General features: G+C 59.0%; 9 protein-coding genes. 6 read left to right on the forward strand and 3 right to left on the reverse strand.

What is annotated here, in order from left to right:
* Positions 1–418 precede the first annotated feature (418 nt).
* On the forward strand, positions 419–1657 hold the full coding sequence (locus tag ACI38B_RS02460) for an ABC transporter substrate-binding protein (RefSeq protein WP_412174485.1): 1239 nt from the start codon (positions 419–421) through the stop codon (positions 1655–1657).
* A gap of 267 nt (positions 1658–1924) precedes the next feature.
* On the opposite strand, the gene ACI38B_RS02465 is transcribed toward ACI38B_RS02460, so the two are convergent.
* Entirely contained in the window at positions 1925–2254 is a 330-nt protein-coding gene (locus ACI38B_RS02465) for a hypothetical protein (RefSeq protein WP_439729382.1), read from the reverse strand.
* Between the two features lie 2 nt (positions 2255–2256).
* On the opposite strand from ACI38B_RS02465, the gene ACI38B_RS02470 reads away from it, so the two are divergent.
* Together ACI38B_RS02470 and ACI38B_RS02475 are read left to right on the forward strand one after the other, a co-directional pair.
* Positions 2257–2988 (forward strand): HNH endonuclease family protein, encoded by a 732-nt coding sequence (locus tag ACI38B_RS02470; RefSeq protein WP_439729383.1) that lies wholly within the window; start codon positions 2257–2259, stop codon positions 2986–2988.
* 1416 nt (positions 2989–4404) lie between these two features.
* Complete coding sequence (locus ACI38B_RS02475; protein WP_439729384.1) at positions 4405–5838, forward strand: Nramp family divalent metal transporter; 1434 nt, start codon at positions 4405–4407, stop codon at positions 5836–5838.
* A gap of 463 nt (positions 5839–6301) precedes the next feature.
* Here ACI38B_RS02475 and ACI38B_RS02480 read toward each other — a convergent pair whose 3' ends face one another.
* Together ACI38B_RS02480 and ACI38B_RS02485 are read right to left on the reverse strand one after the other, a co-directional pair.
* On the reverse strand, positions 6302–8041 hold the full coding sequence (locus tag ACI38B_RS02480) for an MDR family MFS transporter (RefSeq protein WP_439729389.1): 1740 nt from the start codon (positions 8039–8041) through the stop codon (positions 6302–6304).
* A 471-nt stretch (positions 8042–8512) separates the two neighbouring features.
* Entirely contained in the window at positions 8513–10240 is a 1728-nt protein-coding gene (locus tag ACI38B_RS02485; protein ID WP_439729385.1) for a sugar transferase, read from the reverse strand.
* 417 nt (positions 10241–10657) lie between these two features.
* Between ACI38B_RS02485 and ACI38B_RS02490 the strand changes: the two genes are divergently transcribed.
* The 3 genes from ACI38B_RS02490 to ACI38B_RS02500 all read left to right on the forward strand — a co-directional run.
* Positions 10658–11266: a low molecular weight phosphatase family protein gene (locus ACI38B_RS02490; RefSeq protein ID WP_439729386.1), complete on the forward strand. Its 609-nt coding sequence runs from the start codon at positions 10658–10660 to the stop codon at positions 11264–11266.
* Positions 11267–11577: 311 nt separating this feature from the next.
* Positions 11578–12675: an endonuclease/exonuclease/phosphatase family protein gene (locus ACI38B_RS02495; RefSeq protein ID WP_439729387.1), complete on the forward strand. Its 1098-nt coding sequence runs from the start codon at positions 11578–11580 to the stop codon at positions 12673–12675.
* A gap of 443 nt (positions 12676–13118) precedes the next feature.
* The coding region (locus ACI38B_RS02500; RefSeq protein ID WP_439729388.1) for an alpha-amylase family glycosyl hydrolase at positions 13119–14146 on the forward strand (1028 nt) is incomplete at its 3' end.

Here is a 14146-nt window from a genome sequence, read left to right on the forward strand (position 1 = left end):
CATCCGGCAACAGCGACGTTGCCCAAGAGGAACGGCCGGGAAATGTTCAATCCGCACAATAGTGCGCAACGCAACACCCCGGTATTGCACCGGAAACCATCATCCGACGCAAACCGATATCGATGAGACGCGCGTTGGAGCCAATGTCCGCATCGGCTCGAACACAAGCCCAAGCACAAACACAAGCTCGAGCTCAAGTATCACTCCGATACCGGTTCCCGGGGAGGCGGATTGTTTGGGAAGCAGAAGAAAGGAAGCTATCATGACTGGATTCACAGATGCCGGGCATGCGATGAACAATACCGCAGCAGGCCCAGACCACACAACAGGCCACGCAGCAAGCCCAGACAACGAGCGGTTCAACCGCAAACACCACCACGCACGCATGCGCCGCCGCCGATCCACCCACACGGCGGCGATGCGCGCGACCGCACTGTTCGCCGCCGCCGCGTTCGGCCTGTCCGGCCTCGCCGCCTGCGGTTCGGGAGCATCCTCGTCATCTGGCTCTTCCTCAGCGGACTCCGGGGCGTTGATGCTCGGCGGCTTCTTCCCTGAGACCGGCAGCCTGTCATACCTCGGCCCCGATACGGTCGCAGCGTTCAAACTCGCCGTTAAGGACGTCAATGCTGCCGGCGGCGTGCTCGGCAAAGACGTGAACACTGCCATCGCCGACTCCTCTGACGCCGACCACGCCGACCAGAACACCTCCGGCGTGCAGTCGTTGCTCGCCAAGAAGCCTGGCGTCATCATTGGCTCGCCGTCCAGTTCGGTGACCAAGAACATTTACAAGCAGGCTTCCGGTTCCAAGGTCCCGGTTATTTCGGTCGGCGCCACATCGCCCAGCCTGTCCGGCATCGACGAGTATTTCTTCCGCACAATCGCCCCTGACGGCGTGCAAGGCGCGGTAATGAGCAATGTCATAGAACAAGATGGCGTGCAAAATCTCGCCATCGCGGTGTTCAACGACGAGTACGGCACTGGGCTGCGCAAGGTGATTGTTAACACGCTCGCCGATAGTAATGTCAATATCGTCTACGGCAAGACCGAGACCTTCGACCCGACGGAGACGAATTTCTCGTCACTGGTGACCACGCTGAAAGCATCCCACCCCGACGCGATTCTGGTGATCGCCTTCGATCAGACCAAAGCGTTGGTCAAGGAGATGATCAGCCAGGGCATCGATACCAACAAGCTGTACCTGACCGATGGCAACACCCAGGATTATTCGGGCGATTTCGACCCCGGTGTGTTGAAGGGCGATGCCGCGACGATTCCAGGCGCCGAAGCGAGTGACGAGTTCCAAAAGCGCATCAAGTCCATTGATTCGTCAGTCAAGAACTTCACGTATGCGGCTGAAACCTATGACGCCGTAGTGCTGTCCGCGCTCGCCGCTCAGAAGGGTGGCGCGGTTGACGGCGCGACGATCAAGGACAATCTGCCGGCGGTCTCCGGTGCGGATGGCGGCACGAAGTGCAAGAGCTACAAGGAGTGCCTGGCACTGATCAAGGGCGGCAAATCCATTCAGTACCAAGGCCTGACAGGCATCGGCCCGTTCAACAAGGATCATGATCCGTCGAGCGCCAACATCGGCGTCTACAAGTTCGATGGCGACAACAAGCCGGTCTTCGACCACTTGCAATCCGGCAAGGTGGCGTGATTTCGGCGATACGTTCCGGTGACGGCGGCAGGTTGCACAAGCAGCTTGCCGCCGTCCGCTTGTTTGTTGGGTTGTTGACGGTGTGATTTGGGTTGTTGACTGCTGATTGTTGACTGGCCAGGAGACAGCACGTGCGGAAATTGCGGTGTCAAATAGTGCCGGTGTTATGCAGCGGTGTCGTGCCAGTGCCCGTGCTATTGGTGGTGTGCCCTTGGCGCGCGCTCATCACCCTACCGTCTGCCGATGCTGAGCGGTGTATCAGTGTCGTCACAAGCTTCTGTCGACGCTTAGGCGCGTGTCAGCGTCGGTAGAAGTGGAGTTGGAGGGGCGGGCAAGGCTGTCACACTCGTCCGATAGATTGAATCCGGGGCAAGCTGGGGGAGCGGCTACGGAGATGTCAAGAACATCGGACATATCGGCAACGGGCAGGGGGAGCCATGGACCGTGGGCGAAAGCAATATCGGCAGTCTCAGCAGCATCGGCAGCATCAGCAATATAAACAGTATCAACGGTTTCGGGAGTTTTCGCGGCGTCAGTTTTCTCGGGCATCGCAACGGTTTTGGCGATTTCATTGGCATCGGCGGCAACATCTTTCATCGGTGCGCTTCAGCCGCCCGCGTTTCGCGAGTCCGCGGGCGAGATGCCTGATTGTCGTCGTAGTGGTCGCGTGCTTCGGTTTTGTGGTCGGTTTGGCGCTGCCGTACGTGAGTCCGCCGGCTGCCCGAATCACCGGCGAATACGTGGCGACTGGCCCGGTCGCCGATGTGTTGCGCACGCTCGGGGTGGATGCCCGGCAATCCGGTAAAGGGTATCAGCGCGACGAATTCGGGTATCGCCAGACCGACGATGATGGGAACGGGTGTGACATCCGCGACGATATTCTCGCGCGGGACTTGCATGATGTGCGCTTCACCGTAGCGGGTGGCTGCGTTGTGCGGTCCGGCACGCTCGAGGACCCGTATACCGGCCGAACGATTGCATTCGTGCGCGGCGCCAAATCCAGCACCGCCGTCCAGATTGACCACGTGGTGGCCTTGGAGAATGCCTGGCGTTCCGGTGCTTCCCAGTGGAATCGTGCGCAGCGGTATCGTTTCGGCAATGATCCGCTGAATCTGCTGGCGGTCGATGGTCCCGCAAACGAGGAGAAGGGGGCGGCGTCCGCGGCCTATTGGTTGCCTACGAACGCGGAGTTCCGCTGTACCTATGTGGCTTTGCAGGTTGCGGTGAAGGCCGAATATCGGCTGAGCGTGACGCCACAGGAACGTGAGGCGATGGCCGCGGTGCTGCGAGGATGCCCAGGCCAGCAGATTCCGACCCGGCAGACACGGTGAACATTGGGTTTGCACTGATTGCCGTTAGGACAAGCTGGCGGATGCGGTGATGGCAGGCGGTGGGTTCATGCGGGTGCGGTGTTGTTGATGGACTGTATCGGATATTGACATTTGTTCTCTGATTTGGTCCGTGCGGCGGGTTGGTGTTTGGGTTCGCGCGGTCGAGGGGTGTAGGGTGATTGGCTTGGTTCCGGGGTTTCGGTTGATGGTGGTGTTGGTGGTTGGTCTGTGTTCGGTGGAGCGCTTGGACTGAATCGGGTTTCGGCGGCTGGTTTCCGATTCAGGCCAGGCGTTTGCCGCATCCGGGTCGTGTGAGGCGGTGATGTCCGGCGGGAATCATTGGGATTCCGCGGTGTTGTGCGTTCGGTCGATGGCGTCTGACGAGCCGGAGGTCCTCGTCCGGTGGTGTCTCGTGGACTGGTTCCGGGTTCCGCGTCCGATCTCCGGTTTGGTTTGTGCTGTGTGCTTGTCTTGGCCATTCGTGGGAGCCGGGAATGCGGGGGATTGGCTTGGTTCCGGGGTTTCGGTTGATGGTGGTGTTGGCGACTGGTCTGTGTTCGGTGGAGCGCTTGGACTGAATCGGATATCGCCGGCTGGTTTCCGATTCAGGCCAGGCGTTTGCCGCATCCGGGTCGTGCGAGGCGATGATGTCCGGCGGGAATCATTGGGATTCCGCGGTTTTGTGCGTTCGGTCGATGGCGTCTGACGAACCGGAGGTCCTCGTCCGGTGGTGTTCCATGGACTGGTTCCGGGTTTCGCGTCCGATCTCCGGTTTGGTTCGTGCTGCGGGTTGGTTTTGGGGGTCCGCGCGGTCGAGGGGTGTAGGGGGATTGGCTTGATTCTGCGATTTTCTGTCGGGTGCGCTACGGAGTGGTAGCCCGGCGTCGCCTTGTATAGCCGATGCATGCGACCTGATTCGGATTTCAACATCCAATCTCTGATTTGGGCCCTACGGATGGTTTGCCCGGGCGCAATGCGAAGCGGTCGACATTGTGATGGATCGGGCCAATGGATATTGCGGTCACCAGATGCGAATCGAGTTGGTTTCAAACATAAGGATCCATCGGCGGCCCCAGATTCTGTATGTGTGCGAGTCGAGTCGGCGAAGTGTATGACGGGATAATCGGACACTTTGCTCCCGATTTCGGGCGCGTGCATATCAAGCTGTCCGATTCCGGGCAAGGCACAAGATTTATGCCCCGATACCTCTGTCCGGTGTTCACGTTTCGGCGCTCATCCTGGCGTTCTACTCCACCGGCCAACGGCGTGTCGCCTTGCGGCGCAAGGGCTGGAGGCCGCATGCCGGTCCATGTTACACAGTGTTACAAACCGGACCTATAACACTATCGGGGTCGTACGGCGGTCACCCCGTCGGCGCGACTTACATTGACGACGAGACATGAGAGATGGTTTGACATGAGCGAGTCGGAATATCAGGGGACGAATGCCGGGGCAACCGCCCACAAGGCGGTGCCGAGTTCGCATCAGTCGGTACGCGGCCACGCGCACGGAGGTGGATTGCGCACGGAGGCATCGGCAGCACAGGGAACCGGGCGCGCAGCACGCCCTCAGCCCACCCACAACCAAACCAGCAGCCAAACTCTCGACCAGTCCCACAACCAACCCCAACCCCACCACCACGGCCACGCGCTAGCCTCAATCCTCGGCCCAGCTTTCGTCGCCGCGGTCGCCTACGTGGACCCGGGCAATGTGGCTGCCAACATCACTTCCGGCGCCCGGTACGGCTATCTGCTGGTGTGGGTGTTGGTGCTGGCGAACCTCATGAGCGTGCTGATCCAGTATCAAAGCGCGAAACTCGGCATCGTGACCGGTAAATCGCTCCCGCAGATTCTCGGTGAGCGGATGAGCGACGCCGGCCGGTACATGTTCTTCATGCAGGCCGAGGTGATTGCGATTGCAACGGATCTCGCGGAAGTCATCGGCGGGGCGATTGCGCTGCGCCTGCTGTTCGGTCTGCCGCTGTTCTGGGGCGGTTGCGTGATCGGCGTGGTATCAACGGTTCTGCTGTGGTTCCAAGGCGGCCGCACGCATCGCGTGTTTGAGAAGATCGTCATTGCGATGCTACTGGTGATCACCTTCGGCTTCATCGCCGGCCTGTTTGTCGACCCACCGAACGGCGGCGATGTGCTCTCCGGTTTGATCCCCCGGTTCCGCGGCGCGGATTCAGTGCTGATGGCTTCGTCGATTCTTGGTGCGACGGTCATGCCGCACGCGATTTATCTCCACTCGACGCTGGTGAACGATCATTATGCTCCGGGAGAAGAAAAACCGGACACCCGGCAGTTGCTGCGCGGCTCCAAGATTGATGTGGTGTGGGCACTGGCGTTGGCAGGCACGGTGAATCTTGCGCTGCTTGTGCTTGCCGCCAATTCGCTGTACGGCATGAAGAGCACGGACACCATCGAAGGCGCCCAGCATGCGATTGAGATGGCGCTCGGCCCGGCAGTGGGAACGATTTTCTCAATCGGCCTGCTTGCTTCGTCGCTGTCGTCGACTTCGGTGGGCACGTACGCCGGTTCCGAAATCATGCGTGGACTGCTGCATATTCACGCGCCCATGTGGGCGTGCCGCATTGTGACGTTGGTTCCGGCGCTTGTTGTGCTGTGGTTCTCCGCGAATCCGACGTATGCGCTGGTAATCGGCCAGGTGGTGTTGTCGATCGGTATTCCGTTCGCGATTATCCCGCTGATGCGGTACACCCGTGACCGCGGGCTGATGGGGGAGTACCGCGATGGCCTGTTCAAGCATGTGGTGTTCCTGCTTGTTGCGGTGTTGATTATCGCGTTGAACGTGGTTCTGGTTTATCTCACGATGACCGGTCAGAACTGAGACAAGCGTGCCCGCCCGACATCGGCTGTCCTGAGGGAATCAACTGGTTCGTAAGTCTTGGCACGGCTCGGTATGGGAGCTTAAAGGCTGGGGCGCGCCAGAGTGCTTCCGTGCCCATGCCTGGGCCTGTGCCCATGCCTGCCGGTAGCCGGTATTTCCGGTATTCAAGATTCAGTGGATGCGTATCTCGCATATCTGTAGTACTTCGCGGAGCGTATCTTCGCTATCTGTGTGCATAATCGTTCGTGCCGCGAGTACGAGCCGCGGAATATCAACAGTGCTATTGCCGGTATCGGATACCAACGAACACAGATAAGCGAGATACCCTCCGGGAAGTACTACAGATACCGTAGATAGCAGGCGAAACGCGCTGGTATCCCGTTGTACCACATGGGTGTCGAGAGCATGGCTTCAGCTTGACTGCTGCGCCGCCGTCGGTTCAGCAGCCGGTTCAGCAGCCGGTTCAGTCGCTGGCACCCCCATGCGACCGCATCCGCTTGATTGCGTACTGCGCCGCCTCCCGGGCCGAGCCCGCGCCTCGCCCGTGCACGCCGAACATGACGAGCAGCAGCTGAGCGAGCACGAAGCAGGCGCTGATGCGCAGCGTCCATTTCACGCCGTCAATGTTGGCGAGGGTCGTGCCCAGCCCACCCTCGTGGAACACCCGCGTCAGGGTTTCCATAGTGATGACCATGACCGGCGCGCCGATGGCTCCGGCTATCTGCCGCACGGTGTTGGTGACAGCCGATCCCGCGGACACCTCCTGCCGGGCGAGGCAGTTGAGCGACCATGTGGTAACGGGCATGAGCACCAGACCCATACCGATTTGGCGTGTGAATTGCGAGATGGAAACCCACCAAATCCACGTATCGGTGCCGATCATGCTCATCATGATGGTGCCGATCAGCAGCGTGGCCGATCCGACTAGCGCAACGGGTCGCGCCCCAAAACGGTCGAGCAGCCGCCCTCCGCAGAATTGCGCGATGCACTGGCCGATGGCGCCCGGCAGCATGATCAGGCCGCTCATGGTCGCGCTGTATCCGCGGTCGTTTTGGATGTACAGCGGAATGATCACCATAATCGAGCTGAATGCGAAGAAGCTCAGCGCAGCGCAGATGGTGCCCACGGTGAAGCTTTTGTTGCGCAGCACGCCAAGGTCGAGCAACGCCGGTCGCGGCGCCGGGGATCCGGACGGAACACGTGCCGATTGGCTTGACACCGAGGCGGAAGCCGTACGCTCGTTCATACGTCCGTTCATACGTCCGTCTGCGTGTCCATCCGCCCGCTTGTCCGTACCTCCGTCTGTACGTCCGTTCGCACCCGCAGTAGCGCCCGCCACGGCAGCCCCGGTTCCGCTCTGGGCACTGGCGTTCTCCGCCCGCTCCCACGCCCGGTACGCAGCTGCCATGTGAATCTGCCGCATCACGAACCAGATAATGCCGGCGATGCCCACGAGGATCGGCACCCAGACCAGCGGATGCGTGAAGGCATGCGCCTCGATGTTAGTGAATCCGAACATCAACCCGCCGAAACCGAAGATGGAGAGGCTTACGGAGAAGAAGTCCGCTTTCGCGCTGCGGTCGGTGACCCCGAAATTGTGCAACCCGAAGAAGGCCAGCAGCACCGAAGCCGCGCCGATGACCGTCAATGTCATGAAGATCGAGCGCCATCCGTTCGCGTCGGTCTGCCACCCGCCGATCACCGGTCCGATGGCCGGCGCGACGCTCATCGCCATGCCGACTGTCCCCATGGCGAATCCGCGGCGGGACAGCGGGTAGATGGAGAAGACGGTAATCTGCAGAACCGGCCACATGACGCCCGTGCCAATGGCTTCGAGGATTCGCCCGAGCAGCACAATCACGAAGGTCGGGCCGAGCCAGGCGAGTACTGAGCCGGCGGTGAACACGAGCATGGAGGTGATGACGATTTGCCGGGTGGTGAACCGCCTGGTGAGATATGCGGTCAGCGGCACCATGACGCCCATGACCAGCTGGAACACTGAGGTGAGCCATTGCCCGGTGGTGACGCTGATGCCGAATTCCTTGACGATGGTTGGCAGTGCCGAACTGAGTTGCAGCTGGGTGAAATTGCCGACGAAGGTGATGAAGGTCAGAATGATTAGCGAAATGAACGCGGTTCGGCTCAGATGCCCATCCACGTACGCGTCCGCAGAATCGAGCGGTTTGCCGACATTGTTGCTGATTTTTTCACCGATTCGTTGGCTGCCGATTCGTTGGCTGCCGATTCGCCGGCCCGTCGCTTTCCTGCCGGCCGCGGATTGCCGTCTGCCGTCATCTCTCCTGCTCAATACCTCACCTGTTTCGTCAGTTCACTGTCGCGCCGTGTGGCACCTCTCCTGGGTGTCGCATGCCTGTGTTTCTTGATTGCCTTGGAACTTTCCATGATAGTCAAGCCGGCGCACAACGACAGTGGGCGGCTGCCCGAACCTCATGCCCGAGCAGCCGCCCACTGGAAGCGATGGCGGAATGCCGTGATACGTCCCCTTCCTGGCGCGTCAAGACTTCCCGCAAGAGTGAATGAAATCGAACCGGTTATCCCGATATTGGTCACCTGACAGGTTCGGTTCCGCGCATTGATTCCGATTGGCCTAATTGGACTAATCGGCCTGATTGATCTGACTGACCTGACCAGCCCGACCGGCCAATCGCCTGAATCAGTAAGACCCAGTGCCTTTCAGCACCGCCGAAACCGTTTTGAACAGAATCGCGATATCTCCGGTAATCGACCAGTTCTCGACGTAGGAGACGTCAAGACGCTCAGATTCTTCTTGGCTCAGGTCGCTACGTCCCGAAACCTGCCATGGCCCGGTGATGCCAGGCTTGACGAGCAGCCGGGTGGAGTACAGCGCGTTGTATTCGTCGACCTCGTACTGCTGCTGCGGACGCGGCCCGACCAAGCTCATATCGCCTTTGAAGACGTTGAAGAACTGGGGGAATTCGTCCAGCGATGTCTTGCGGATGAAATGGCCGAACTTGGTGATGCGCGGATCGTCCTTCGGCTTGAACAGGATGCCGTGCTCCGCACCCATCTCCTGGGCGAGTTTCTTGTCTTCTTTGTCCGCGTTGACGCGCATGGACCGGAATTTGTACAGCGTGAAAGGCTTGCCATACAGGCCGATGCGCTGCTGCTTGTAAATCGCCGGGCCGCCGTCCTCGTGGTGCACGCGGAACGCTACATATGCCATGATTGGCGAGCTGATGATGATGGCGATCGTCGAAAGGATGATGTCGAAGATGCGCTTGAGAATCCTGGTCTTGAGGCTGTACTGCGGCAGATATGCGGTCAGCACCGGCAGAGACGTCTCATTGCACATGTTGAGCGTGGCCCCACCGATATCCGCGACCTTTGTGGTCAAAGCCAGTTCGATGCCCATGGATTCCACGGCCAGAGAAAGCGTGCGCATGGTTTCCGAGTCGCGGGTGAGCACATCGCTGATGAGTACGGTTTGTGCGTTGAGCCGTTTTGCGGCTTGCGGCAGGTGGGAGTTCAGCGGCAGAACCTTCAGCTTCCGCTCGAAGTCGGTTTGTGCCTCGAACGGTACGGAGACGAGGTGCTGCGGCGAATCCGCGTCAGAGGATTTGTAGATGGCCGTGATGGGGCAAATCGCGATGGGATCATAACCGAGGGAATTGTTTTCTCCAAGGTTGGCGATGGTCTCACGGATGCCGTCCGGAGAACCGACGATGACGGTCGGATAGTTGTATTCGCCGTTCCTGCGGTTGCGGTGAAGCGACCGGCGCATCAGCCAGCGTTCGATGATTAACAGCAGTAACGTGACGATTGGCACCAGGAAGGTGAAAGTACGAGGGATGCCCAGTTTGAAGATGTACGTTGCGGTGCACAGCATCACGAAATTCAGCAGCTGGGCGTTGATGAGCTTCGTGTACAGTTCGTAGCCTTCGCCCATGGTGTGCCGCTCATAGCTCTTGCACAGGTACAGGCAGATCAGGTTTGAGACGCACACAATTGCAAGGAATCCGACGACCCCGTCGATTGGCTCGTGGCTGGCAAGCAACGAATGATATGCGTCGCGGTTGAACAGGAATACCAAGCAGCACGCGAGCAGAGCCATCACGGTATCAAGTACGACAAGCGTCGTGTTATACACATACCGCCAGCGGGGAATGGTGTACCCCAGCGGAGGATGGGTGTTGCCGGTGCGATGCAGAACGCCTTGGTCGTCAGGCGTGAAATAGGATCCATCGAAGAACGATGTTTCGCGGCTTCGCTCGGATGACTCGTTCCGACTGGTCTGCCCTGGGCGGGCGGCGCCGGATGCGGCTACACGTGGCTTGCTTTTCACGACCGGCGGGGCGGGAATATCCTGCGTACGCTGGCCATGGGATTGCACTGCGGTTGTGGAGCTTTCCCGAGCTGGCATCTTCTGTTCTCTCCTGTCTTCAAGTGTGGTGTTATGCCTCCCCCCCCCCCATCCATGTTTGACATGGCGTGAACCGGTTCATTGACGATGAGTCGAACCGGTTTGTGGGGCTCATGGCATGTTCTGCGGTCGAGTATACCCTGACCCTGAACGATGAATTGGTAGATTCAACATGTTTGCGATATCAATCCAACACATTGCCTTGCGATGTTGTTTCATTGCGTCGTCAAGGTGTTTCAGTGGCGTGTTTTCGATGATTGTGGAAATTCATCAAGTTCGTCTGAGATTATCCCCCTTCCAGACCCCCGGTCGAGACGGTCTTTCGTGCGATCGTCCACAAAGACGTGTCGTCCCGGTAGAATGGTGATTTATAGGTCTTCTCCCAAGAAGACCCCAGCCGTGTAAAGGGTAGGTCATATGCAGATTGTGTTCGTGTGCACCGGTAATATTTGCCGCTCGCCCATGGGCGAGTTGCTGTTGTCCCGCTACCTTTCCGGCACATCCATCACGGTGAGCAGTGCTGGCACCAAAGGCCTGCCCATGCATCCTATCGATCCGTCAAGCGCCCGGCTCATGTCCAGCATCGGCATTGATTCCAGCGGTTTCCGTTCGCGGCGTCTGACCAGGCAGATCGCGCAGGAGGCCGATTTGATTCTGTGCTTCGAGGCTTCACAGCGTAAAGATATTGTGACCCTTGCGCCAACGGCGGTTCGCTACACCTTCGTGCTCACGGAATTCGCTGCGCTATGCCAATATTGCGCCGAGCACGGCATGGTACAGGGGCGCACCATCCAGGAACGGCTCAACTCTGTCATTGATTTGGCGCCCATGGTCCGCCCGATGCTCCCGCCGTCCTCGGACATCGAAGACCCGCATGGCAAGGAATTTGACAAGTTCCGCATCGCCGCCAATCAGACCAATGCCGCGTTGCGCACGATTCTCACCAGCATGCGCAAGCATTATGGCGTCATGGCGGCCCCGCAGCGCACGCAGATCATGTGGCAGGGGCTTACGGCCACCGTCTGATCGGTGTGCCTGAGGAGCGTTCGAGGCGTGCCTGAAGCGTGTCTGAAGTGCCCCGGCACTCGCTGAACCGCATACGTTCGGCTTCATGCGCAGCCGTGCCGCTGCACATCCACACAAACCTCGCCGCATGCCTTGTTTCGTGAGACTTCTGTAACACCGTCTGTCGCGCTCGCCGCTGGTGCACTAAGGTGGTCGCATGCCGCTTCTGGGGAGTTTGCGGCAGGGCCGCATGGCAAGTACGCGGGATTTCGCGCGGATTTCGCAGGGAATTTCGCGTCCCGAAATCAAGGAATCATGGAACGAGGTATGGCATGGGTGATGTCCAGCAGCTGTATGACCAGGTCGACACCGATCAGGATCTGTACAGCGATTGGCAGCGCGAGGATTCCCTGCGCGCACGCCCGTTGTTCACCGTCTTGTGGCTGATCACGCTTGCGGTGATCGGCATCATGGTCCTGCGCATGACTCCCAACGGGCTTGACGGCAAGAAATACATCCCTGTGGTGGTCGCGTTCGTGCCGTGGATGGCGTGCGTTTCTGCGGTCATTCTGGTATGTGCGTTGATCGGGCGTCGTCGGGCGCTCGCTGTGGTGTGCACGTTGTGCTTGCTGACCCAATTGTGCTGGCATTGGGGGTATATCTGGACGTCGGATGAGCGCACCCACGAACTGCCGTCGGTATCGAGCCTGACAGGCGGTTCCGCGGACCGCTATGCCCGCGTCATGACCCTGAACACCAAGAACGGCTTGGCCGATGCCCAGCAAATCGTACGAACGGTACGCGAGGAGCATGTCGAGGTGCTGACCTTGCAGGAAGCGAATACGGACCTGTTGCAGCGTCTAGCGGCCGCCGGGCTGGGCAGCGTGCTGCCGTATTCGGTAGTGGCCACGTCTACAAGCCATGACAACGGCGGGGTGAACGTGCTGTACACCGCCGCAAAGCCCGTCAGCACAACCGGTAATCTGATCGCCATTGAAGCGTCCAGTGTGCCGTCGGCATGCGTGCGCATGGCATCGAGAACGGTGTGTTTCGGCAGTGTGCACCCCTTCTCTCCTCGGCCCAGAAATCAGGGCCTGTGGAACAGCGGTCTTGACAGCATCGCAAAGTTGCAGTCGAATGCCCGTCTGTTCGTGCTCATGGGCGATTTCAACTCCACGTGGGACCACGCGAGCTTCCGCTTCCTGCTGGGTGACCGCTTCGTGGATGCCGGCGAGCAGAACGGCTCATGGTTCCATATGACGTATCCGTCGAATATCACCTTGTTCGGAGGTCGGGTCAAGGTGCCGTCGCTGGTGGAGATCGACCATATCGTGCATGACCGCAGTGTAGTGGTCGGGGATTTGGAGACGGTGACGATTGCCGGCTCCGACCATAAGGCCCTGCTTGGCACGCTTGATGTTGAGGATTGAACGAACGGGAAAGACGAGACGTCGGCAAGATGTATGCGCACTTTATGCAAACGTTTCGTTGCAGTATTTCGAATGTATGCGCATATTTGCCTGAAACGCTGGTGCTGAATATTCGGTAGCGATGATGAAAATTGCAATACAGACATGGCATGTTGCACCGCCGTATTGTCATGTTTCATCCCGGTGCTTCAACACGCCCGGCGTGTCGAAATCGCTTTGACAACACATTGGGCATCAGTGTTGCGAACAGCGAGAATCGTTTGCGGACTCGATGATGCAACTGTTTAATAAGCCGGCAGACATAGTTTCTGCAATCGTTTTCAGGCTTGCGCCCAGAATAAACTGAGGCTGGTGTCAGACAACAGTGTCCGGCGCCATAACATCATCAGAACCACGGCATTCCATCGAGGCAATGCCCGGTTCCGTCGAGTCAAGGAGGCTCAATGAGTACTGGTCGATGGTCGACTGCACTCTCAACCGATGCCGCACAAACACGGCATCACCACAGCGCGTCACATGATGTGATGCGCGTCATTCTGGCCGGTGTCACGGCATGTGCCATGCTGTTCGCCAGCTTCTCCATTGTCGGTACGCAAACGGCGCTCGCCGCCGGAACCGGCCGTGACAGCTATACAGACACGCTGGGCAACGCGGACTTCGAAGCCGCACGCACCAAGTATGGCCTGACCAAGGATATGAAAAATGGTGCAATCCTCCACGCGTGGATGTGGTCGTTCAACACCATCAAGAACAATATGAAGGCCATCGCCGAGGCAGGCTACACGTCGGTCCAGACCGAGCCGATGAGCGCCATCAAGACGAACCCCGCCAACGGCAAGAAATTCACTGAGAACTGGTACTACGTGTATCAGCCGACGGACACGACCATCGGTAATTTCGTGGTTGGCACCGAGCAGGATTTGAAGGATATGTGCGCCGAAGCTCACAAGTATGGCGTGCGTATCATCGTTGACGTGGTCGCCAACCACTTCACGTCCGACTGGAACGCGATTGGCAGCGACTGGAAGGACACCAGCCTGTTCCACTCGCGCACCAACTGCCCGGGTAACGCCGGCGACCAGATCAACTACAGCAACCGTTGGCAGGTGACCCATTGCCATCTGCTTGGCCTGTGGGATATCAACACCGAGAACCAGACGGCCGCCAACAAGATGAAGGACTTCCTCGTCGAGGCGGTCAATGACGGCGTGGATGGCTTCCGCTTCGATGCTGCCAAGCATGTTGAGCTTCCTGACGAGTTCTCGCAGCATTCCGTGTACTGGCAGACGATTTTAAACAATGGCGCTCAGTACCAGTACGGCGAGGTGCTTCAGGGTGACAGCAGCCTGAGCTATACGGGCTATACCAACATGTTCACCCAGTACTCGTCCGATGGCGGCGGTGCCACGGCTTCCGACTACGGCAAGACCGTGCGTTCTGCCATCAAGAGCAGCAACTTGAACGCCGGCAA

It is taken from the genome of Bifidobacterium sp., from assembly GCF_051876855.1.
Lineage (GTDB): Bacteria > Actinomycetota > Actinomycetes > Actinomycetales > Bifidobacteriaceae > Bifidobacterium.

Excerpts from the sequence above, each read along its gene's own strand:
- ACI38B_RS02460 (WP_412174485.1), top strand. The coding sequence starts at position 419 with ATGCGCGCGACCGCACTGTTCGCCGCCGCCGCGTTCGGCCTGTCCGGC.
- ACI38B_RS02465 (WP_439729382.1), bottom strand. The coding sequence starts at position 2,254 with ATGAAAGATGTTGCCGCCGATGCCAATGAAATCGCCAAAACCGTTGCG.
- ACI38B_RS02475 (WP_439729384.1), top strand. The coding sequence starts at position 4,405 with ATGAGCGAGTCGGAATATCAGGGGACGAATGCCGGGGCAACCGCCCAC.
- ACI38B_RS02485 (WP_439729385.1), bottom strand. The coding sequence starts at position 10,240 with ATGCCAGCTCGGGAAAGCTCCACAACCGCAGTGCAATCCCATGGCCAG.
- ACI38B_RS02490 (WP_439729386.1), top strand. The coding sequence starts at position 10,658 with ATGCAGATTGTGTTCGTGTGCACCGGTAATATTTGCCGCTCGCCCATG.
- ACI38B_RS02495 (WP_439729387.1), top strand. The coding sequence starts at position 11,578 with ATGGGTGATGTCCAGCAGCTGTATGACCAGGTCGACACCGATCAGGAT.